This is a genomic window from Thiomonas sp. TH-17, assembly GCF_057473305.1.
Map to the genome: position 1 here is coordinate 1 of NZ_JBYCKI010000290.1, position 21,846 is coordinate 21,846.

General features: G+C 66.6%; 15 protein-coding genes. 7 read left to right on the forward strand and 8 right to left on the reverse strand.

Translation table 11 applies throughout. The annotated features are described in order from the left end of the window. The 4 genes from AC2VLV_RS16225 to AC2VLV_RS16240 form a co-directional block, all read left to right on the forward strand. Positions 1-1,014, forward strand: a 1,014-nt coding sequence (locus AC2VLV_RS16225) for an ABC transporter substrate-binding protein (RefSeq protein ID WP_486990951.1), incomplete at its 5' end; no start/stop codon positions are given. Between the two features lie 65 nt (positions 1,015-1,079). After that, on the forward strand, positions 1,080-2,174 hold the full coding sequence (gene hemE, locus AC2VLV_RS16230) for a uroporphyrinogen decarboxylase (RefSeq protein WP_486990952.1): 1,095 nt from the start codon (positions 1,080-1,082) through the stop codon (positions 2,172-2,174). 370 nt (positions 2,175-2,544) lie between these two features. Next, positions 2,545-4,818, forward strand: a complete 2,274-nt coding sequence (locus tag AC2VLV_RS16235) for a primosomal protein N' (protein ID WP_486990953.1) — start codon at positions 2,545-2,547, stop codon at positions 4,816-4,818. A gap of 157 nt (positions 4,819-4,975) precedes the next feature. Beyond that, positions 4,976-5,563, forward strand: a complete 588-nt coding sequence (locus tag AC2VLV_RS16240; RefSeq protein ID WP_486990954.1) for a CBS domain-containing protein — start codon at positions 4,976-4,978, stop codon at positions 5,561-5,563. Between the two features lie 13 nt (positions 5,564-5,576). Here AC2VLV_RS16240 and AC2VLV_RS16245 read toward each other — a convergent pair whose 3' ends face one another. The 8 genes from AC2VLV_RS16245 to AC2VLV_RS16280 form a co-directional block, all read right to left on the reverse strand. Then, positions 5,577-6,761: a multidrug effflux MFS transporter gene (locus tag AC2VLV_RS16245; RefSeq protein ID WP_486990955.1), complete on the reverse strand. Its 1,185-nt coding sequence runs from the start codon at positions 6,759-6,761 to the stop codon at positions 5,577-5,579. A 196-nt stretch (positions 6,762-6,957) separates the two neighbouring features. After that, on the reverse strand, positions 6,958-8,205 hold the full coding sequence (locus AC2VLV_RS16250; protein ID WP_486990956.1) for a c-type cytochrome: 1,248 nt from the start codon (positions 8,203-8,205) through the stop codon (positions 6,958-6,960). 105 nt (positions 8,206-8,310) lie between these two features. Then, on the reverse strand, positions 8,311-9,579 hold the full coding sequence (locus tag AC2VLV_RS16255; protein ID WP_486990957.1) for an AAA family ATPase: 1,269 nt from the start codon (positions 9,577-9,579) through the stop codon (positions 8,311-8,313). Between the two features lie 30 nt (positions 9,580-9,609). Beyond that, positions 9,610-9,942, reverse strand: coding sequence for a chemotaxis protein (locus tag AC2VLV_RS16260; RefSeq protein ID WP_486990958.1), 333 nt, complete (start codon positions 9,940-9,942; stop codon positions 9,610-9,612). Positions 9,943-9,945: 3 nt separating this feature from the next. Next, complete coding sequence (gene ypfJ / locus AC2VLV_RS16265; protein WP_486990959.1) at positions 9,946-10,815, reverse strand: KPN_02809 family neutral zinc metallopeptidase; 870 nt, start codon at positions 10,813-10,815, stop codon at positions 9,946-9,948. 147 nt (positions 10,816-10,962) lie between these two features. After that, positions 10,963-14,589, reverse strand: coding sequence for an indolepyruvate ferredoxin oxidoreductase family protein (locus AC2VLV_RS16270; RefSeq protein ID WP_486990960.1), 3,627 nt, complete (start codon positions 14,587-14,589; stop codon positions 10,963-10,965). Positions 14,590-14,834: 245 nt separating this feature from the next. Then, positions 14,835-16,469 carry a hypothetical protein gene (locus AC2VLV_RS16275; protein ID WP_486990961.1) on the reverse strand — a complete coding sequence of 545 codons (1,635 nt, stop codon included), beginning with the start codon at positions 16,467-16,469 and terminating at the stop codon, positions 14,835-14,837. Between the two features lie 225 nt (positions 16,470-16,694). After that, complete coding sequence (locus AC2VLV_RS16280; protein ID WP_486990962.1) at positions 16,695-17,291, reverse strand: MliC family protein; 597 nt, start codon at positions 17,289-17,291, stop codon at positions 16,695-16,697. 210 nt (positions 17,292-17,501) lie between these two features. Between AC2VLV_RS16280 and AC2VLV_RS16285 the strand changes: the two genes are divergently transcribed. The 3 genes from AC2VLV_RS16285 to AC2VLV_RS16295 form a co-directional block, all read left to right on the forward strand. After that, complete coding sequence (locus AC2VLV_RS16285; protein ID WP_486990963.1) at positions 17,502-20,249, forward strand: DNA internalization-related competence protein ComEC/Rec2; 2,748 nt, start codon at positions 17,502-17,504, stop codon at positions 20,247-20,249. Positions 20,250-20,321: 72 nt separating this feature from the next. Next, on the forward strand, positions 20,322-21,743 hold the full coding sequence (locus AC2VLV_RS16290) for a circularly permuted type 2 ATP-grasp protein (protein ID WP_486990964.1): 1,422 nt from the start codon (positions 20,322-20,324) through the stop codon (positions 21,741-21,743). Further along, positions 21,725-21,846, forward strand: a 122-nt coding sequence (locus AC2VLV_RS16295; protein ID WP_486990965.1) for an alpha-E domain-containing protein, incomplete at its 3' end; no start/stop codon positions are given. The genes AC2VLV_RS16290 and AC2VLV_RS16295, both read left to right, overlap by 19 nt.

The window sequence follows — 21,846 nt, forward strand, 5'->3', positions numbered from 1 at the left end:
GGCCGGAAAATTCAACTGGTGGTGAAAAACGACCAGGGCGAACCCGCCGTGGGCGCCCGCGTGGCGGCAGAACTCGCCCAAAAAGATGAGGTCGTCGCGGCGCTCGGCTTCTGCAATACCGGCGTGGCGCTGGCGGGCCTTCCCGCCCTGCAAAAGGCCGCCGTGCCGCTGATCGTGCCCTGCGCTACGGGCTCGCCGGTTTTGCAGCAAGTGCCTGCCGCTCAGAGCTACGTCTTCCAGACCTCCCCGCGTGACACGATACAGGCGCCCTTCATCGTGAGCGAGGCCTACGCGGCAGGTGCGCGTAAATTCGCCATCCTGGCCGACACCACGCCGTACGGCGAAGCCGGGCTGGCCGACGTGGTGAAGGCGCTCAAGGCCAGGGGACTGGAGCCCGCTTACGTCGGCCGCTTTGCGCTCGGGCTCACCCCCGAGCAGGCGCAGACCGAACTCGCCAAGGCGCGCACCGCCGGAGCCGACGTGCTGCTGCCCTACACCGTCGGCCCGGAGAATGGTTCCATCGCGCTGGCCCGCAAAGCGTTGAAATGGGACGTGCCCATGACGGGCCCCTGGACCCTGTCCTTCCCGAATTTCATTCAGAAAGCGGGCACCGCAGCCGAGGGCGTGACCATGGCGCAAGACTTCATCGCCGAGCCCACCACGCCGCGCCGCACCGCGTTTTTGCTGGCCTACGAGCGCGCCTACAAAACCCGCCGCATTCCGGTGCCCATGGCCGCGGCTCAGGCTTACGACGCCGTTTATCTGCTGACTTACGCCATTCTGCAGACCCCGCCCGGCAAACCCATCAACGGCGCCGGAATCAAGGCCGCACTCGAAAATCTCGACCGCGTTTACTACGGCATCGTGACCAACTACGACCGTCCCTTCAGCGCGCAGGATCATGCCGCCATCACCGCCAATATGCTGGTCATGGGCGAAGTGACAAATGGACGAGTCGGCTTCGCCAACGCGGCAGACGCGAAAAACGCCGCCGTCGTCAAGACCAAACAGTAGGCGGCTGAAGGGCCCGGCGCACCCGTGCGTGCCCGGGCGCTTCGCGGTTTGCGACAATACCGCCCATGACCGCACCCCTTGCCAACGACACCTTCCTGCGCGCCCTGCGCCGCCAGCCCACCGACTACACCCCGCTGTGGCTCATGCGCCAGGCCGGGCGCTACCTGCCGGAATACAACGCCACACGAGCCCGCGCCGGGAGTTTTCTCGGCCTGGCGCAGAACCCGCACTTCGCCACTGAAGTCACGCTGCAGCCGCTCGACCGCTACGCGCTGGACGCGGCCATTTTGTTTTCCGACATTCTCACCGTGCCGGACGCCATGGGTCTGGGCCTGCGCTTCGAGGCGGGCGAAGGGCCGAAATTCGATCGCCCGCTGCGCACCGAGGCCGATGTGGCCGCGCTCGCCGTGCCCGACATGGACAAGCTGCGCTACGTGTTCGACGCCGTCAGCGAAATCCGCCGCGCGCTGGTGCAGAACGGCGTCCAGCGCGTGCCCCTGATCGGTTTTTCCGGCAGCCCCTGGACGCTGGCTTGCTACATGGTCGAAGGCGGCGGCAGCGACGACTACCGCACCGTCAAGACGATGCTGTACTCCCGCCCCGATCTGATGCACCGCATTCTCGCGGTCAACGCCGAAGCGGTGGCGCAGTATCTGGCCGCACAGATCGACGCTGGCGCGCAGGCCGTGATGATTTTCGATAGCTGGGGCGGCGTGCTGGCCGACGGCGCCTTTCAGGAATTTTCGCTCGCCTACAGCCAGCAGGTCATCGCCGCGCTCAAGCAGCGGGTGCCTCAGACCGGCGTTCCCGTGATTCTGTTCACCAAAGGCGGCGGCCAGTGGCTCGAAGCCATGGCCGACACCGGCGCCGATGCGCTCGGGCTCGACTGGACGACTTCGCTCGCGGCAGCCCGTGCCCGTGTGGGCCAGCGTGTGGCGCTGCAAGGCAATCTCGACCCCAATGTGCTGTTCGCCCCGCCCGCCGCCATCGAAAAAGAAGTGCAGCGGCTGCTGCACAGCTTCGGCCCGGTCGGCGTCGGCGCAGGCCATGTGTTCAATCTGGGACACGGCATTTCGCAATTCACGCCGCCCGAGCATGTGTCTGCGCTGGTCGAAGCGGTGCACATCCACAGCCGGGCCTTGCACCGCAGCGCCGCTTGAACGGGGGAGGCTGGCTCCCCGGGCCGCCCCTGTCGCGGCCCTGCGATACCCCGCACTGATGGAGAAATTCTGATTTGTCAAGCTTGACAAATCAGCTTATGCACATTTTTGGTCAGCTTGCACCGCAGCAAGTTGATAACAGATTTGACTTGAACTATTCACGACTAACTCATTGATTTATCTTATTTTTTTCGATATTTCACAATTCGGCAAATTTTTCTGCACAGGCTTATCCACAAGGCTGCTGTCCTGGCGCACGGTATTGATGCACAGAGTTATCCACACCCTGTTTTGATCCAGAATAATTCCTGATCTGACGCCGACTTAGCGCCCGTTTCGAACGCCAACCTCAACCCGCTGCGCACTATCCATGTCCGTCGTTCTCCAGGTTGCCGTTGACGCGCCGGGCCTGCCACCGCTCGATTACAGCGCTCAAGCGCCGCTGGCGCCGGGCACGCTGGTGCGCGTTCCTCTCGGGCGCCAGACCGTCAGCGGCGTCGTGATGGCGCTGGCGCCACAGCCGGACGCCGCCCGTCTCGCCGCGCTGCGTCCCATTGCCGCAGCGCACACCACCCTCGCCCCGCTAGCCCCCGCCTGGCTGAACTTGATGCAGTTCGTCGCACGCTATTACCAGCGCGCGCTGGGCGAAGTCATCGGCGCGGCTTTGCCCGCCCAGTTGCGCAACCGCAAACCCGGCGAGGGAACGACCGCGCCACCTCAATCTTCGAACAAGAGCTATCGCTGCACCGCAGCAGGCCTGTCGGCCTTGCCCGGGCAGATTGCGCCGCGCAGCGTGGCGCTCTGGCGGCTGGCGCGCGCACTCGGCGTCGCCGCAGTGGGGGAGACTCCTGCTGCTTCGACGCTGCCACGCCTCAGTCTGACCGAGGCGCGGCGCTTGCATCCGCAAGCCGCCAAGGTGCTGGCCGACTGGGAGGGCTCGGGCTGGGTGGAGGCCACCGCAGCCGCCCCCGTCTCGTCGAACCCGGCCGCATCGGCCGCTGCCCCCACGCTGCACCCGGAGCAGGCGCAAGCGCTTGAAGCCATCGCCGCCAGCTCGGGCTTTTCGCCCTTCCTTTTGTTTGGCGTGACCGGCAGTGGCAAGACCGAGGTTTATCTGCACGCTGCGGCGCAGGTGTTGCAACGCGAGCCCGAAGCGCAGGTGCTGGTGCTGACGCCCGAAATCAACCTCACGCCGCAACTGGTGCGCCGCTTCGAGCAACGCTTCGGGGCAGAACACCTCGCCGTTTTGCACAGCGGACTGTCGGAAGGGCAGCGGTTGCGACACTGGCTGGCGGCCCACAACGGCGCGGCACGCATCGTGCTCGGCACCCGGCTGGCGGCGCTGGCTTCGCTGCCGACGCTGCGGCTCATCGTGGTCGACGAAGAGCACGATCCGTCCTACAAACAGCAGGAAGGCGCGCGCTATTCCGCACGCGACCTGGCGCTATGGCGAGCGCAGCAACTCGGCATTGCCGTCGTGCTCGGCTCGGCCACGCCCTCGTTGGAGAGCTGGCGGGCCGCGCAGACTGGGCGCTACCAATTGCTCACTTTGAAACAGCGCGCCACCGGGGTGCTGCCCAGCGTGCGCATCGCCGACACCCGGCGCGACGCCACACTGCGCGCCAGCGGCACGCTGATCGGCCAGACGCTCGACGCCGCGCTGCGCCAGCGACTCGCGCGCGGCGAGCAAAGCCTGCTGTTTCTCAACCGCCGCGGCTATGCCCCGGTGTTGAGCTGCCCCGACTGCGGCTGGATGTCGGACTGCCCGCACTGCGACGCACATCTGGTGTTTCACCGCACCGACCGCACCCTGCGCTGCCACCACTGCGGCTACCAGGCCGCCGTGCCGCGGGCCTGTCCGGGCTGCGGCAGTCTCGATCTGCAGCCCGTGGGCAAGGGCACGCAGCGAGTGGAAGAAGCCCTGGCCGAGAAATACCCCCAGGCCCGCATCGCCCGCATCGACGCCGACAGCACGCGCCGCAAAGGCGCGGCGGCGAGCCGTTTCGACAGCGTCCACGCCGGGGAGGTGGACATTCTGGTGGGCACGCAAATGGTGACCAAGGGCCACGACTTCCAGAAAGTCACCCTGGTCGCCGCGCTCAACCCCGATGCCGGACTGTTCACCCACGATCCGCGCGGCCCCGAGCGCCTGTTCGCCCAGCTCATGCAGGCGGCCGGGCGGGCGGGCCGCGCCTTGCCTCCCCAGGGCGATACCCCCGCCTCCACCCCCGAGATGCTGGTGCAGACCGCCCACCCCGAACATCCGCTGTACCGCGCGCTGGTGGCGCACGACTATCCCGGTTTCGCGCAGGCCGAGCTCGTCGAGCGCGAGCGTGGCGGCATGCCGCCGTTTTCCTATCAGGCACTGCTGCGCGCGGAGCACCGGAATATCGACGCCGTGGTCGAGTTTCTGGCACAGGCGCAGCAACTCGCCGCGCCCTTGGCCGAGGCGCTGGGCGTGACCGTTTATCCCCCCATTCCCGCCACGCTCGCCCGCATGGCCGACGTGCACCGCCTGCAAATGCTGCTCGAAGGTAGCCATCGCGGCGCGTTGCAGAACCTGCTTTCGCAGTGGCGCGCCGAACTCACCGCCCTGCGCTCACGCGTGCGCTGGGCGGTCGATGTCGACCCGCTCGATTTCTGAACACCCGTATTGGCGGATGAAATCGCGCATTTGTCGCATTCGGCGGCGGATTCGACATTTCGATACAACAGCCCGGCGCAGCACGGACTAAATTGGGGGCATCGAAAGCGCATTGCAGTGCAGCAAGCGCCGGTCTTTTTTCTGGGAGAGAACCCTCATGTCCACTCAACGCCCTCTGCATCACCACCCCCTTCCCGCGGGCACGCCCGTGATCGAGTTCGACCACGGCCGCCCCGGCAGCGTCACCCCCGACTCTCCGGCCACCGATGTGATGACCGACCTGCGCCACACCCCGGCCTTCACCACAGACGCTGACGCGCCCGCCAACCAGGCGCTGCAAAAAATGATGCACGCCGGTGTGCGTCTGCTGCTGGTCACCAACTCCGCGCGGCACGTCGTCGGCCTGATCACGGCGCGCGATCTGATGGGCGAAAAACCCGTGCGCGCCGCCACCGAAAACCAGATTCCACGCGACGCGGTTACCGTCGCGCAATGCATGGTGCCGCAGCAGCACATCGAGGTGCTCGATTACGCCGAAGTGCTGCGCTCTACCGTGGCCGAAATCGTGCTCACCCTGCGTCACTCCGGCCGTCAGCATGCGCTGGTACTGGAAGCCGACGGCAAACCCGTGGTGCGCGGCATTTTCTCGGCGGTGCGCGTCGGTCGGCAACTGGGGGTCGAACTGCAGGCCAGCGGCCAGATGCAGAGCTTTGCCGAACTGGAGCAGGCGATCGCCGCACTCTGAACAAGAGCCTGCGTCAACGCGGCGCAAGGCGCTGATTCGCCCACAAGGCCAGGCCCGCAAACGCACAGAACACGGCGGCCATCGGCAAGGCGCTGTGGGCGGTGATCATGCCCACGGCCGAGCCGCTGGCCGCCGCCAGTGTGAACTGAATGCTGCCGATCAGGGCCGCCGCGCTACCCACACGGCCCGTCTGATGCGCCAGCGCTAGCGCCGTCGCGTTGGGAAACGAGAAACCCAGGCTGGACAGGGCGAGAAACAAGGGGATGACCACGCCCCAGAAACCGCCCACATTGAGCACGGTCAGCACCAACATCACGCTCGCCCAGACCGCCAGACTGAGCAAGGCCCTGCGTAACAGCACGCCGCTGCCCACGCGAGCCAGCAGGGCGTGGTTGATCTGCGACGCCGCAATCAGGCCCAGGGCATTGGTGCCGAACACCCAGGCGAATTGCGCCGAACTCAGCCCGAATACCTGCATGAGCACGAACGGCGCTCCGGCGATGTAGGCAAACATGGCCGACTGCCCCAGCGCCCCGCTGAGTGCAAACCCGATGAAGCGCCGATCACGCAACAGATCGAAATAAGTGCGCAAGGCATTGCGCACCGGGTGCTGCTGGGCACTGCTGCGCGAACCCGGCGCCAGCGACTCCGGCAGCGCCAGAGCGGCCAGCAGGCAGGCCACGCCGAAAGCCGAAAGCACCAGAAAAATGGCCCGCCAGCCCCAGGCCTGCACGAGGGCCGCACCCGCCAGCGGCGCCAGAATGGGGGCGGCCCCGAGCACCAGGGTCAGCCGCGAGAACACCCGCGCCGCGTCAACCGTGGCGTAAAGATCGCGCACCATGCTGCGCGCAATCACGATGCCCGCACAGCCGCCCAGTGCCTGCAATAGGCGCCACAGCATCAAGGCATCCATCGAGGCGGCCATTGCGCAGCCCAGCGAGGCCAGAACGTAAAGCGCGATGCCGATGAGCAGCGGCCGCTTGCGGCCATAGCGGTCGGACACCGGCCCCCAGAATGCCTGACCCAGCGCCAGCCCGACAAAAAACACCACCAGCGTGCGCTGAACCGCCCCGGGGGTGGTGTGCAGATCATGCTGCAGGGCGGTGAAGCCCGGCAGATACATGTCAATGGACATGGGGGCGAAGGCGGTCAGCGCCCCCAGGGTGAGAATGCGCTGCAGCGCGCCGGACCGTGTCATCCAGCGCATTGTCGCTGCGCGAGATGGTGGGCGCTCAGAGGGTGTGAATGAATCCGGCGTGGCCGAGCAGCGCGTCCAAACGTCCCCAATCAAGGCGCAAAGCACAGCCGTGCCCGTCGGCACGGCGCGCATTTGCAACGCCGAGCGGGACGATTTGGGCGCGAGGAGCGGGCATGGCGGATTTGTTCACACCCTCTCAGTCTTTGATGATGGCCTTGCGCAGCGCCTTGACCTGATCGGGGGTGGCGGCCGAAGCGCCGTTACCCCAGGTGGCGCGAATGTAAGTGACGACATCGGCCACCTGCTGGTCGTTCAGCGACTGGGAAAAGGGCGGCATCACCATCGGCGCAGGAGCCTTCTCGGTGACCACCGTGCTGCCGCCGGCCAGCACCACGCGAATGCTGTTGTTCGGATCGGAGCACTGCACCGTGGCGTTTTTCGCCAACCCGGGGAAGACCTGCGGCAAGCCTTGACCGTTAGCTTGATGGCAGGCCACGCAATGCTGGTTGTAGACCGCCGCGCCCCGCTGCACCGAGGCCGAATCTTTGGCGGCGGGCGTCTGCGCGATGACGGCGGGCTTGAGCGATTTGATGTAAACCGCCATGGCCTGCAAATCTTCGGGCTTGAGATGCTGGGTGCTGTGTGAGATGACCTCGGTCATGCTGCCCAGCGCGGTGAAGTTGGCGGTCTTGCCGGTCTGCAACAGTTCGGCAATGTCGGCCTCGCTCCATTTCTGCATGCAGTTGCCGCGCAGATTGGTGGCGAACCAATGCTCCACCTGCGAGCCGGTGAGATAGAAGTCGCCGTTGGGGCCGCGCGAGCTCAGCGCCTTTTCCTGGAAGAACAATCCGCGCGGGGTGTGGCAGGAGCCGCAGTGCCCCAGCCCTTCGACCAGATAGGCGCCACGGTTCCACTCTGCGCTCTGCTTGGGATCGGGAGTGAAGGTGGTGTCGCGCACGAACATCCAGTTCCAGACGGCCATGGGCCAGCGGATGGTCATGGGCCACACCATGTCGGCCTTGCGGTTCGGCGTGGCGTCGGGCGGCACGCCCTGCATGAAGTAGGCGTAGAGCGCCTTCATATCGGCCTGATTCACCCGCACGTAAGACGGGTAGGGCATGGCCGGGTAGAGATGCTTGCCGCCTGGCGCCACACCGTGGCGCACCGCGCGGTCGAACTGCTCGAAGCTGTAGTTGCCGATGCCGTGGGTTTTGTCGGGCGTGATGTTGGTGGAATAGATCGCGCCGATGGGCATGTCCATCTTCAGTCCGCCGACAAAGGGCTTGCCGCCCGGCGCCGTATGACAGGCCACACAATCGCCCGCGCGGGCCAGATAGGCGCCGCGCTGCACCTCTTGGTCGGAAAATTTGGCGGCCGCCGCCATACCGCATTGCGCCGCCAGCACCCCGGCCAACATGACGCGCCATCCCATTTTCTTGTTCATACCCGTTCCTGCCCGTCCCATTTTTCGGCGCTGCGATCGAAGGTTTGCAACGCAACAATTTGTAAACAGGTTACGGGGTGTGGCGGCCTTCAGGGTTGATGCAGGCTAAAAGGACTGCGACGCGGCGTCGCAGCCTTCACCCGGCTGTGGCGGCGCCGCGGCAGTCGATTCCGATACCGCTTGCAGAGCGCCAAAGCGCCGCATCAGCAACCCCTGCACCTGCGCGGCCGCGAGGCCCTGGCCGACCTGATCGCGCGCAAACTGCGCGGCGGCCTGCGGGTCGGCGTGGAATTTCAGGTAGAGGCGGCGAAGCTGGTCTTCATCGCACACCTCCAGCGCCACGCGCTCGTCGATGCGCCCGGCCCGAATCAAGGCGTCGTCGAGCCGGTCAACGTGATTCGTGGTCATGAACAGCACCGTGCCCTCTTGCGTGGCCACGCCGTCGAGCGCATTGAGAAAACCGGAGAACGACAACCGCACCTGGGTGTGCGCGGCGTCGCGCTGGCGAAAAAAGGCGTCCACGTCTTCGATCAACAGCAGCGAACGCTGCGGCACACCAGCAAGCAGGGTGTGGATCTTTTCGTCCGTGACCACGGGCGACGCGAGGCTCAAGGTACACACATTGAGCCGCAACTCGGACGCCAGAGCGGTGACCAGCGAGGTCTTGCCCGTGCCCGGCGGGCCATACAGCAGGTAGCCGCGCCGCCAGGGAATGCCCAGCTCGGCATAGCGTTCGCGGCCCCGGTAGAAGCGCTGCAGATCGTCAAGCAGCGCCTCGGCCTGCCCGGCCCTGAGCACAACCGACGCGAGCGGGCGGCGGCTGCCGAGCCGCGCGCGCATCCAGTCGCCGCCGTGGAACGGATTGGGGATGTAGACCGACAGCGCGTCAGATTCTCGGCTGGCCCGCGCGTCGATGGCCTGCTGCAGAAAACGGGTGAGGAAGGCGCTGCTTCGGCCGATATGCGACAGACTGATGCGCTCGAACACGCTTTGCGTCACCTGCAACTCGCGACGAATCCACACCCATCTGCCGTCGATGCGCAAGATGTGCAGCCCTTCACCGGGCGACAGGTAGGCGCGCGGCGTCTGGCCGGAGCGCAAGTCGTCCTCCAGGCTCTGATGCGAGGTGCCCTGCCGCACGCTGCGGGCGGTGAACTGGTTGACCTGCCGCAGGGCCGGGTGCAGATCCATGTATTCCACCAGCGCGGCAAACAGAAATTCGTCGCGCGAATCCAGCGTGAGGGTGGTGATGAAAAACCGCTTGATCCACGACAGCGCCAGCCCGGGCACATCGCGCAGCCAGAACGCCAACGCGCCGGCCGCCGCCAGCACCAGCGCCTGCGCCGCCGGGGTTTGCAGCAAGGCATCAAACATGGGCGGGCAACGACCAGACGCTGCGGCGCTTCAGCGCAGCAGCGCCGCCAAGGCCAGCAGCAAGGCCACTATGCCCAGAGCCAGCGCCAGTGCGGCCCAGCGCTGCTGTCTGCGCTGCGCCTCGGCAAGTTGCAAACCGGCCTGCTCCAGCGCGGTGACCGTGGTCTGCAGTTGTTGCGCCAGCGCGCGCACGTGCTCGGCGTTGTGCGTGACCGCGGTCTGCAACTCCTCGATCTGTTTTTGCTGCGTATCGGCCGCCTCTTTGTCGGACTTGCGTTGCTTGAACACCGGCAGCGCAATCTTCGCCACCGACTCGATATACGGCAAGGCGGCGCCGATGGCCGTCATCCAGGTTACGGGCATGGCTTAGAGCTGAGACGCGTTGAAGGTATCGCAGACCTGCGGCCGACCACTGGCGAAGCCGGTCTGGAACCAGCGCGCACGCTGCGCCGAGGTGCCGTGGGTGAACGAATCGGGCACCACATAGCCCTGCGCCTGCTTTTGCAGCCGGTCGTCGCCCACGGCCTCGGCCGCGTTGATGGCCTCTTCCACATCGCCCGGCTCCAGCACCTTGCGCTCGTTCTGCGCGTGATAGGCCCAGACCCCGGCGTAGCAATCGGCCTGCAGCTCCAGCCGAACCAGCAGGGCGTTGGCGCGAGCCGGGCTGCTGCGCTGCATGGCGTCGCGCACCTTGCTCTCCACGCCCAGCAGATTCTGCACATGGTGGCCGACTTCATGCGCGATCACATACGCCTCGGCAAAGTCACCCTTCGCGCCAAGGCGTTGCTGCAACTCCTGGAAAAACTGCGTATCGAGATACAGCTTCTGGTCGGCCGGACAGTAAAACGGCCCGGTAGCCGCCTGCGCATAGCCGCAGGCCGACTGCACCGCACCGGAAAACAGCACCAGCTTGGGATCGACATACTGCCGCCCCGCCTGCTGGAACAGCGCGCCCCAGGTGTCTTCGGTATCGGCCAGCACCACGGAGAGAAACTCCTTGTCCTGCTGATCCTTGGCAGTCAACGCAGCCGGGGCTTGCTGTGTGGATTGCTGAGTCTGCTGTTGCGCCACCTGATTGAGCACCACGCTCGGGTCGACCCCGAAATACAGCGCCACCAGCGCCAGCACGATGGTGCCGATGCCGCCGCCCACGAGCCCGCCCCGCCCGCTGGGCCGCGGCCCGGAAGCCCGCTGATCTTCGATGTTGTCGCTGCGTCTGCCGTTTTTCCAGAGCATGATGCCCCTCCCCTTCAAGGAAACGCCGGGCCGCCCCAAGTTTCCTTGACCCCCATGGGGGGCGGGTCGGCAAGCCGACCCCGGGGGCACTCGAATGGCGCGAATTATGCCGCCTCGACGTGCCCGCCCGGAACGACGGCACCTACATTAAGCCACGGTCTCAGGCACGGTCTGGGAGTCTGGAGACGAGACGCCCACCGTCACCTGCCGCCACTGCTGCATCAAGCGATCCCACTGCGGCAGCACCTGCGCCAGATGGCGCTGCTTGATGTGACCATAGCCGCGGATGCCGTCGGGCAGGCGGGCGATCTGCGCAGCGAGTTGCAGGCGCTCGGGCGGGCTGCTGGCGTCGAGGCCACGCAGCAGCTCGGCAATCGTCTCGCGGTATTGGCCGATCAGGGCGCGCTCCTGCTTGCGTTCTGCCGTATGGCCGAAGGGATCGAGCGCGGTGCCGCGCAGCACCTTGAGCGGGGCCAGCAGCCTGAAGGCCACGCCCATCCAGGGGCCGAACTCGCGCTTGATCAGCTCGCCCTTGTCATTGCGCTTGCTCCACAGCGGCGGGGCCAGGTAGTAATGACGTTTGAAATCGCCTTCGAACTGCTGTTGCAACTGCTTGGCAAACGCCGGGTCGGACTGCAGCCGGGCGACTTCGTACTCGTCCTTGTAGGCCATGAGCTTGAACAGATGGCGCGCCACGGCCTCCGTGAGCGCGGTGGACTTGAGCGGCGCTTCGGCCGCACGCACCTGCGAAACAAAGGCAGCAAACTGCTGGGCATAGGCGGCGTTCTGGTAGCCAGTGAGGAACTCCACCCGGCGCTGAATGATTTCGTCCAGGCCGGGGCGCTTGACCAGTTGAATGACTTGCTCAGCAGCACTCAGCGCGGCGATGCCCTGCGGATCGTGCGCCGCATGGCGGCCCCACTCGAACGCCGCCTTGTTCTTCTCGACCTGCACCGCGTTGAGCTCTATGGCGCGCATCAGCGCGGCATGGCCCAGCGGCACCCAGCCCTTCTGCCAGGCGAAGCCCAGCAGCATGGGGTTGGCGTAAATGGCGTCGCCCAGCAGCTTCTCGGCGGCGCGCACGCAATCAAACCCCGCCACATGGCTGGCGCCCGCGGCCTGTTCGATGGCCTTGTGGCAGGCGGCGTCGGGAAACTGCCAGTCTGGGTTGTGGACGAAGGCCGCGGTGGGCGTGCTGTGGGTGTCGAGCGCGATGTGGGTGCGGCCTTCGCGCACGCGCGCCAGGGTTTCACGGTCAGCGGTGACGATGGGGTCGCAGCCGAGAATCAGCTCGGCCTCGGCCGTGCCGACGCGGGTGGTGACGATCTGCTCCGGGTCATTCGCGATCAGCACATGGCTCCAGGTCGCGCCGCCTTTTTGCGCCAGCCCGGCGGCGTCCTGCGTGACCACGCCCTTGCCCTCGATGTGCGCGGCCATGCCGAGCAACTGGCCGATGGTGATGACTCCGGTACCGCCGACACCCGCGACGACGATGCCGTAGCTGCCGCCGCCTGCCACGTCGTCACGCACCGGGTCGGGCACCTCGGGCTGGGGCAATTCGGGCATGGACGACAGATCTGCCCCCGGCTGCGGCTTGGGTTTGCGCAGGGTGCCGCCTTCCACCGTCACGAAGCTCGGGCAAAAGCCCTTGAGGCAGGAAAAGTCTTTGTTGCAGCTGCTCTGGTTGATGGTGCGCTTGCGGCCGAATTCGGTTTCCAGCGGCTCGACCGACAGGCAGTTGCTCTGATCAGAGCAGTCGCCGCAGCCTTCGCAAACCAGCGGATTGATGACCACGCGCCGCGCCGGATCGACCATCTGCCCACGCTTGCGGCGGCGGCGCTTTTCGGTGGCGCAGGTCTGGTCGTAGATGATGACGGTGATGCCAGCCTCTTCGCGCAGTTCCCGCTGGATGGCATCGAGATCGTCGCGGTGGCGCACGGTCACTCCTGCGGCCAGGCCGACAGCGGACGCGTATTTCTGCGGCTCGTCGGTCACCACCACAATGCGGCGCACGCCTTCGGCCTCAAGCTCGCGGCTGATCTGCGGCACGGTCAGGCCGCCCTCCACCGGCTGCCCGCCCGTCATCGCCACGGCATCGTTGAACAGAATCTTGTAGGTGGCATTCACGCCGGCGGAGATGGCCTGGCGGATGGCGAGCAAGCCCGAGTGGTAATAGGTGCCGTCGCCCAGATTGACGAACACGTGTTTATCGGTGGTGAATGGCGACTGGCCTACCCAGGCCACCCCCTCGCCGCCCATCTGGCTGAAGGTCTGCGTGGCACGGTCCATCCACACCACCATGTAATGGCAGCCGATGCCGGCCATGCCGCGCGAGCCTTCGGGCACGCGGGTGGAGGTGTTGTGCGGGCAGCCCGAGCAGAACCAGGGCGGACGCTGCGCGCTGGCGCCCGGCGCCTGCAGGCTGCGCTCGCGCGCGTCGATCACGGCCAGCCGCTCACTGATGCGGCGCTGCACATCCACCCCGGCGTCGCGCAGGATGCCCAGCCGTTCCAGCCGCCCGGCGATGGCGTGGGCGATGACCGCCGGGTTGAGATCGGCCTTGGCGGGCAGCAACCAGTTGCCACCGGGATTGGGCTGGCTCCATTCGCCGCCCGTGCGGTCTCCCGCGATTTCGTCAAACTTGCCGATGACGTTGGGCCGCACATCTTCGCGCCAGTTGTAGAGCTCTTCCTTGAGCTGATATTCGATGACCTGGCGCTTTTCTTCCACCACCAGAATCTCCTGCAACCCGGTGGCGAATTCGCGGGTGAGTTGCGCCTCGAGCGGCCAGACCACGGCGACCTTGTGCAGACGAATGCCGAGTTGCGCGCAGGTGTCGCCGTCCAGCCCGAGATCGTTCAAGGCTTGCCGGGTATCGTTGTAGGCCTTGCCCGAGGCCATGATGCCCAGCCGCGCGTGCGGGCTGTCGATGACGGTGTGGTTCAGGCGATTGGCGCGGATATAGGCCAGCGCCGCATACCACTTCACGTCCATCAACCGCGCCTCCTGGGCCAGCGGCGTGTCGGGGATGCGGATGTGCACGCCGTCCGGCGGCAGAGCAAAGTCTTCGGGCAGCAGGATGCGCACGCGGTCAGCGTCCACATCGACCGTGGCGGAAGACTCCACGATTTCCTGGATGGTCTTCATGCCCGACCAGACGCCGGCATAGCGGCTCAAGGCAAAGGCGTGCACGCCCAGATCGAGAATGTCCTGGACCGAGGTGGGAAAGAACACCGGCAGCCCGCAAGCCTTGAAAATGTGGTCACTCTGATGCGCCAGGGTGGACGACTTGGCCACATGGTCATCGCCCGCCACGGCGATCACGCCGCCATGGCGCGCGGTGCCCGCGCTGTTGGCGTGCTTGAACACATCCGAGCAGCGGTCCACGCCTGGGCCTTTGCCGTACCAGATGCCGAACACCCCGTCGAATTTGTTTTTGTCGGGGAACAGATCGAGCTGCTGCGTACCCCAGACGGCGGTGGCCGCCAGCTCCTCATTCACCCCGGGTTTGAACACCACATGGTTGGCTTCGAGGATTTTTTTGGCCTTCCACAGCGCCTGGTCGTAGCCGCCCAGCGGCGAGCCACGATAGCCCGAGACGAAGCCCGCGGTGTTGAGCCCGGCCGCGGCATCACGCTGACGCTGCAACATGGGCAGGCGCACCAGCGCCTGAATGCCGCTCATGAAGGCGCGGCCGGATGTGAGGGTGTATTTGTCGTCCAGCGAAAGGGTCGCCAGCGCACGACGGATGTGCTCGGGTAAGGGAGCGTTCATCGCCTGTCTCCTTGTGTGGCGCGCACCGCTCAAGGGCGGCGCCGTTGTGTCACCAATCGGCCGCCGATCAGGCTGGCCGGGCAATTGCAGTGCCATGCAAACGCACGGCCCGCACGCCGTCTTGTGAACGGCGGTCGGCCTTATGCCGACAAGGTCATGCTAGTGCGGCTGCGAAGGAGTGAACAGGGGGAGAAGCGATAGGCGCTTTGGGCTTGCGGACTTGCGCTCGCAAGCCTTGCGCGCGGTCAGGCGTAGGACGGCAGGATGAGCACGTAGGTGTCGATCGGCGCATTGGGGTTGACCACCGGGTTGCTCGGATCGCCATCGCCCCAGTCGCTGTTGAACAGAATGCGTGTACCGCTGGTGCTGAAGGTCACGTTCGGCTGCGCCCAGTAGTTGCTCTGCGAGGCGTTGCTGTAGTTGCCCGTGCTGCGGTGGTGGGCGATGCGCCAGGTGACTCCGCTGGTCAGGTTGGTGATCATCAGCTCCTGGTCGAGGATGGTGCAGGGATTGGCGGTCGGGCCGCTGTTGCCGTTGCTGCCCGGCGTGGCTTGGCCGTTGCTGCCGGTGCTGTAGATATTGCCCGTCATGCCGGTGACCACCCAGTTCGGGTTCTGCCAGGCGGTCGAGCCGCTCAAGGACCCTGTGGTCGGATAGCCCCAGCCGCTGGATTGGCCGACGAAGTTCGAGACGGCTCCGGTGTTGAGGTTGCAGACGATCACGTTACCGTTGCCCGGGTCGTTGCGTGAGAACTGCGAACCGACCAGCAGATCGTTGCCGTTGGCATCCATCGCGGTGTCGCAGTGCTCGTTGGTGTCGAAATTCACCCAGCGCACCAGCTTGCCGGTCGAGGCGTCCAGTACGGCGCTTTGCGTTGTCGGTTGCGATTCCAGTCCAACCGCGGCGTTCCAGATGAAGAACTTGCCGGACACCGACGGGAACGGCGTCGATCCCCGCGCCTGCGGCTGCGGCACGACGCTGGTGTCATAAAGGGTGAACGCCCCCGTCGCCTCGTTGAAGCCGAACACCCACATGCCCAGCTCGCCGGACACATTGGGGACGTTGGAGCCGAATGCGCCAAGTCCCCAGATGCGCTGGCCTTGCGCATTGACCCCCAAAGCGAACGGGTAGCCGCAGCGCACCCCTTGCGTGCCGGAAGGGCAACCCGGCGGCAAGCCGTTGGGGAGGAAGCTGTGAATGATGGTCTTGGCCCCGGTTTCGACATTGATCGCCGTGAGGTCAGCCAGGTTGGTGCTGCCCGACGAATGGTTGTCGATATAGCGCAGCGTGGCCGGATCGGCGTGGTCCCAGTAGAACTGTTCCACGTCACCCGGATTGATGTCGAGGAACTTGATGAAGGCGTAGGTCGTGCCGTCATACATCGCCCAGCCCTGCTGCCCACCGGCCTGTGCCGTCGAGCCGGGCACGTAAAGGATGAAGCGGGTTTCATCGCAATTCCAGGCCATCGCCGTGGGGTAGGCCGGGGCGACACACAGATTGTTGAAATCGCCCACGCAATCGGTGATGCGGATGATCTTGGCGCCGAAATCGGGATCGGTGACGGTGGCCCCTTTCGCGGGTTTCGCCAGAGCGCTGTAAGGCACGGGTGACTTGCCGTACTGGGTGAGCCCTTTGGACAGGTCAGTGCCCGGCGGCACGCTAACCGGCGTGGAGGTGGCTGCAGGGGTGGCTGCAGGGGTGGGCGAGTTCGACGCGGCTCCCTGGCTGCCGGTTACGGGGGCGGTCTGATTTCCCGCAACCTGGGATGTCGAGCCGCTGCTGGCACCCGCGCCCCCTCCGCCGCCGCAAGCCGCCAGTGAGCCCAGCGCGGGCAGGGAAAGGAGGGACTTCTGGATGAAACGACGACGGGATTGCTGCATAAAACGACTCCTGGAACTTGGCCGCGCTCGACAAAACGCAAACGCAGAACTGCGACTTGATAAGCGCCATGACCGATCCCGCATGAGCGCGGAGTCAAGTCTGCCCGGGAGGGTGTGAAATCTTCACGCCATTCACCCCACAAAAAGGCACTTTCCCCCCAATTTAGGGGGTGCATGGGGCTGTCGTCTATATCCAGATGTAATAGTCGCTACCAGGGAAACAAATCACTGCTGCTGACACACCGTGTTGGTGTTCTGCAGGAAATTGGTGACCGTGGCCTGGCGGCCTTTGAACCACACCTGGAAAGCGCTGTTGCGATAGCGGGCGCCGTCGGCGGAGACGGTCTGATCCAGAGTGAGATTGCCCAGCGCAGTTTGCAGCGTGACCGACACATCGCCGAAGGTGGCGATGAAAGAGCTGCCGTCCTGGCAGTTGAAGCGCACGGCGCCCGGCGGCAGGGCGGATGCACTGGGCTGCGGCGCCGAAACTTCAGGCGTGGGGGCCAAGGGTGCGGGCTGCGGCGCAGCGGGTGCGCTTGCGGCCGGGGCCACCCCGGCCGGCCCCAGAGGCTGCACGGTGATGGGCGCGGAGGGTGCCAGCGGCTGGGCTTCGCTCTGGGGCGCTTGCGGGGTGACGGGGGCGTACGTCGACGGCGGCACCGTGACGCGCGGCGTGGGCGGATTGAGCTGCTGCACCGGCACGGGCTGATTGAGATTGACCGGCGTGGCGCATCCCGCCAGGGTCAGCGCGCCAAGTGCCACAAGGGCCGCCGCACCGACTGCGCTCAAGCGCAGAAAAGAAGTGTGTTCTTGCCGATTCATGCAGGGACTCCCGAAATCTGTTGCAGAAATTGAACCATACAAACTTAACCTGCTTGCCCATGTGATGGCGCGCAACTGTAGAGACTTGTAAAGCCCGCAAAACTCCCGCGTCGCCCTGCCCGCTTTTTATGATGCATCAAGACGCCCTCCCGAGAAATCGCCGCGACGCCCCGCGATAAACCCCCTGCCTGCGGCCTGAAGGAACCCGACTTGCCGACCTTTGCCCTTGCCATCCTGCTGGGCTGTGCGCTGCAGACCGCGCAGGCCGCGCTCTGGCCGCAGCCGGTTTACGGCGTGATGGCGACCGCAGGCATCGGACTGACTGCGGCGCTGCTGCTGTGGCAGGGCCGCTACGGCGGCTTGGCGAAGAAAAAGCAAGAGCGGCAACGCATCGTCCTTCAACTTCTGCTCGCCAGCGGCGGTTTTGCGCTCGCTTTCGGGCTGACGGGCTGGCGCGCCGCTCCGCTGCTGGCCGACCGTCTCGATCCGGCGCTCGAAAGCCAGGTCATACAGGTGCGCGGCGTGGTGACCGGGCTGCCGGTGCTCTACCCGGATGCCACGCGCTTCGTCCTCACGATCACCCCGCCCGCCCCGGCCGGGGTACCGAGCAAGGTGTCGCTGAGCTGGTATGCGCGGCGCAGCGGTACCGGCCCCGCTGAAGCTCCGCCGCGAGTGCATCCCGGCCAGGAATGGCAGTTTTCGGTGCGCCTCAAGCGCCCGCATGGCCTCGCCAATCCGGGCGGCAACGACACCGAGCTGACGCTGTTCCGCGAGGGCATCGGCGCCACCGGAACCGTGAGCCGCATGGGCGCCCCCCCGCAGCTTCTCGGCCTACGCCGCGCGCCTGCCGACTGGATCGCGCAACTGCGCGACCACCTGCGCCAGCGCATGATGACCGCGCTGCAAGGCCCGAGCGTGGGGGCTAACACCTCCCCCGCCGCAGGGCCGCCTCAAGGCGGGGAGCGCCCCCTCGGGGGGCAGCGAGCGAATGCGAGCGTGGGGGCCAATACCTCCCCCGCCGCAGGGCCGCCTCAAGGCGGGGAGCGCCCCCTCGGGGGGCAGCAAGCGAATGCGAGCGTGGGGGCCAATACCTCCCCCGCCGCAGGGCCGCCCCAAGGCGGGGAGCGCCCCCTCGGGGGGCAGCGAGCGAATGCGAGCGTGGGGGCCAATACCCTTCCCGCGGCCGACACCGTCATCGCGCTGGCTCTTGGCGATCAAGGCGCCATTTCCGCGCAAGACTGGGCGACTTATCGCATCACCGGTGTCGCGCATCTGATGAGCATTTCCGGCCTGCACATCACCCTGCTGGCCTGGCTGGCCCTGGGTCTCGTGGGCGGCTTGTGGCGGCAGAGCGCCCGGCTGCGCCGTCCCTGGACGCTGGCCCTCCCCGCCCCCACCGTGGCCGCCTGGGGCGCGCTGCTGACCGCCACCGCCTACGCGCTCATCGCGGGCTGGGGCGTGCCCGCGCAGCGCACCCTGCTGATGCTCGCGGTGGTGCTGTTGCTGCGCCAGCGGGGGCTGCGCGCTGATTGGCGCGACGTGATGGCGCTGGCGCTGACCGCCGTGCTGCTGTGGGATCCGTGGGCGGTGCGGCAGGCCGGGTTCTGGTTGTCTTTCGTGGCGGTGGGCATGCTGTTCGTCGCAGGCAGCGGAGGGCACCCGGAAACCGCCGCGCTGGCCTCCGGCCCCGGTGACGCCGCCCCCGCCGCCCCCGCCGGTCGGCTGCAGCGCGGCGCTCAGGCGCTGCGCCGCGCCGCGCACTCGCAGTGGGTGGCCACCATCGCCCTGCTGCCGCTCACGCTGTTGTTCTTTCAGCAGATCGCGGTGCTCTCGCCGCTGGCCAATGCTCTGGCGATTCCCGTGGTCACCCTGGCGGTCGCTCCACTGGCGGTCGGCGGCCTGCTGCTGCCCGCGCCGCTGGACGGCTGGGCGTGGCGACTCGGGGCCTGGGTGCAGCAGGGTCTGGATGCGGTGCTGCACCAAATGGCCGACTGGCCGCTGGCGCAGTGGCACGCCGCCGCGCCCGACGGTCTCACGCTGGCGCTGGCCGCGCTCGGCGTGCTGGCGCTGGCGCTGCCGTGGAACTGGCGCCTGCGTGCGCCCGGTCTGTTGCTGCTCCTGCCGCTGGCAAGCAATCCCGGCACCGCACCCGAGACTGGGGCGATGGAGGTGTGGTTTGCCGATGTCGGTCAGGGCATGGCGGTGGTGGTGCGCACCGCGCGGCACACCCTGCTGTACGACACCGGGCCGCGGCAGGCGCCGGGCGTGGACGCCGGCGGCCGCGTGCTGCTGCCGCTGCTGCACAGCCTGGGCGTGCGCCATCTCGACCGCGTGGTGGTGAGTCACGACGACAGCGATCACGCGGGCGGCGTGGCCACCCTCGCCCGCGTCCACCCCGAGGCCGATCTGCTCACCTCGGCCCCGCCGGACGCCGCCGCCCGCTACGGCCTGCAGCAGCGCCAGCCCTGCGCAGCCGGTCAGCACTGGGGCTGGGACGGCGTGGACTTCCGCATCGTCAGCCCCCTGCCCGGCGACGCACCGAACAGCGACAACGCCCGCTCTTGCGTGCTGCATGTGGCCGCGCGCGGTGCCTCGGTGCTGCTCACCGGCGACGTCGATCAGCCGCAGGAGCGCGCCCTGCAGGGCGCCGAGCTGCTGCCCTATGCCGACGTGCTGCTGGCGCCGCATCACGGCAGCAAGACCTCGTCGAGCGAGGCCCTGCTCGACACGGTGATGCCGCGCGCCGCCGTGGTGCAGGCGGGCTACCGCAATCCGCACGGCCACCCCCACCCCGCCGTGCTGTCGCGCTACGCCGAGCGCGGCATTGCCGTCTGGCGCACCGATCAGCAGGGCGCGCTGCTGTGGCGCGACAGCGCGCCCGACACCTTCATCGCCTGGCGTGTTACGAAGCCGCATTACTGGAGCGCAAATGTGAAGCCCGCCGAGGCTTCTCGCTGAAGTTTCACACCATCCGGCCGGTCTGGCCTGTATCTTGCTAAATCTGCTGCACAGCCCAATCGAGAGACGACGATGCGCTTCTACGACGAAATGACCCCCGCAGACGGCGGTGTGCGCCCCCACTACGCCCAATACGCCCACTGGCTGGCGCAGCAGCCGCCCGACACCATCAGCGCCAAGCGCGAGGAGGCCGAGCTCATCTTTCGCCGCGTGGGTATCACTTTCGCGGTGTATGGCGACGAGGCGGGCACCGAGCGGCTCATTCCCTTCGATCTGATTCCGCGCATCATTCCCGCGGCCGAATGGAAGCATCTGGAAGCCGGGCTGAAGCAGCGCGTCACCGCGCTCAACCGCTTCATCCACGACGTGTATCACGACCAGGAAATCCTCAAGGCTGGCATCGTGCCGCAGGAGCAGGTGGTCGGCAACGCGCAGTTCCGCCCCGAGATGATGGGCATCGACCTGCCGCACCACGTCTATGCGCAGATCGCGGGCATCGACATCGTGCGCGCCGAAAACGCCCAGGGCGAAGGCGAATACTTCGTGCTCGAAGACAACCTGCGCGTGCCGTCCGGCGTGAGCTATATGCTGGAAAACCGCCGCATGATGATGCGGCTGTTCCCCGAACTGTTCGCCCGCCACGGCATCGCGCCTGTGGCGCATTACCCGGACATGCTGCTGGAGAAACTGCGCGCCGTCGCCCCGGCCAACGTGAGCGAACCCACGGTGGTCGTGCTCACGCCGGGCATGTACAACTCGGCGTATTTTGAGCACGCCTTTGTCGCCCAGCAGATGGGCGTTGAACTGGTGGAAGGGCAAGACCTGTTCGTCAAGGACGACTTCGTCTATATGCGCACCACCCAGGGCCCGCAACGGGTGGACGTGATCTACCGCCGCATCGACGACGACTTTCTCGACCCGCAGGTGTTCCGCGCCGAATCCGCCATTGGCTGCGCCGGGCTGATGCGCGCCTACCGCGCGGGCAACGTCAACCTGGCCAACGCCATCGGCACCGGGGTGGCCGACGACAAGTCCATCTACCCCTATGTGCCGCGCATGATCGAGTTCTACCTGGGCGAAAAACCGCTGCTGCACAACGTGCCCACCCGCATGTGCCGCGAGCCCGACAGTCTGGCCTATGTGCTGGAGCACCTGCCCGAGCTGGTGGTCAAGGAGGTGCACGGCGCCGGGGGCTACGGCATGCTGGTCGGCCCGGCCGCCACCCAGGCCGAGATCGCCGCCTTCGCCGAGAAGATCAAGGCGCATCCAGAGCACTACATCGCCCAGCCCACGCTGGCGCTGTCCACCTGTCCCACCTATGTCGAGTCGGGCATTGCGCCGCGCCACCTCGATCTGCGGCCCTTCGTGCTGTCGGGCAAGACCGTGTCCATCGTGCCCGGCGGACTCACCCGGGTGGCGCTGGCTGAAGGCTCGCTGGTCGTCAACTCCTCGCAGGGCGGCGGCACCAAAGACACCTGGGTGCTCGAAAAGTAGCCCGCCCCTCGCAAACTCTCAGCCCCGAGAAACGCATCATGCTCAGCCGAACCGCCGATCACCTGTTCTGGATGGCCCGTTACACCGAACGCGCCGAAAACAC

Excerpts from the sequence above, each read along its gene's own strand:
- AC2VLV_RS16260 (WP_486990958.1), bottom strand. The coding sequence starts at position 9,942 with ATGCCCGTAACCTGGATGACGGCCATCGGCGCCGCCTTGCCGTATATC.
- ypfJ (WP_486990959.1), bottom strand. The coding sequence starts at position 10,815 with ATGCTCTGGAAAAACGGCAGACGCAGCGACAACATCGAAGATCAGCGG.
- AC2VLV_RS16280 (WP_486990962.1), bottom strand. The coding sequence starts at position 17,291 with ATGAATCGGCAAGAACACACTTCTTTTCTGCGCTTGAGCGCAGTCGGT.
- AC2VLV_RS16250 (WP_486990956.1), bottom strand. The coding sequence starts at position 8,205 with ATGAACAAGAAAATGGGATGGCGCGTCATGTTGGCCGGGGTGCTGGCG.
- AC2VLV_RS16255 (WP_486990957.1), bottom strand. The coding sequence starts at position 9,579 with ATGTTTGATGCCTTGCTGCAAACCCCGGCGGCGCAGGCGCTGGTGCTG.
- hemE (WP_486990952.1), top strand. The coding sequence starts at position 1,080 with ATGACCGCACCCCTTGCCAACGACACCTTCCTGCGCGCCCTGCGCCGC.
- AC2VLV_RS16290 (WP_486990964.1), top strand. The coding sequence starts at position 20,322 with ATGCGCTTCTACGACGAAATGACCCCCGCAGACGGCGGTGTGCGCCCC.
- AC2VLV_RS16275 (WP_486990961.1), bottom strand. The coding sequence starts at position 16,469 with ATGCAGCAATCCCGTCGTCGTTTCATCCAGAAGTCCCTCCTTTCCCTG.
- AC2VLV_RS16270 (WP_486990960.1), bottom strand. The coding sequence starts at position 14,589 with ATGAACGCTCCCTTACCCGAGCACATCCGTCGTGCGCTGGCGACCCTT.
- AC2VLV_RS16245 (WP_486990955.1), bottom strand. The coding sequence starts at position 6,761 with ATGACACGGTCCGGCGCGCTGCAGCGCATTCTCACCCTGGGGGCGCTG.
- AC2VLV_RS16240 (WP_486990954.1), top strand. The coding sequence starts at position 4,976 with ATGTCCACTCAACGCCCTCTGCATCACCACCCCCTTCCCGCGGGCACG.
- AC2VLV_RS16235 (WP_486990953.1), top strand. The coding sequence starts at position 2,545 with ATGTCCGTCGTTCTCCAGGTTGCCGTTGACGCGCCGGGCCTGCCACCG.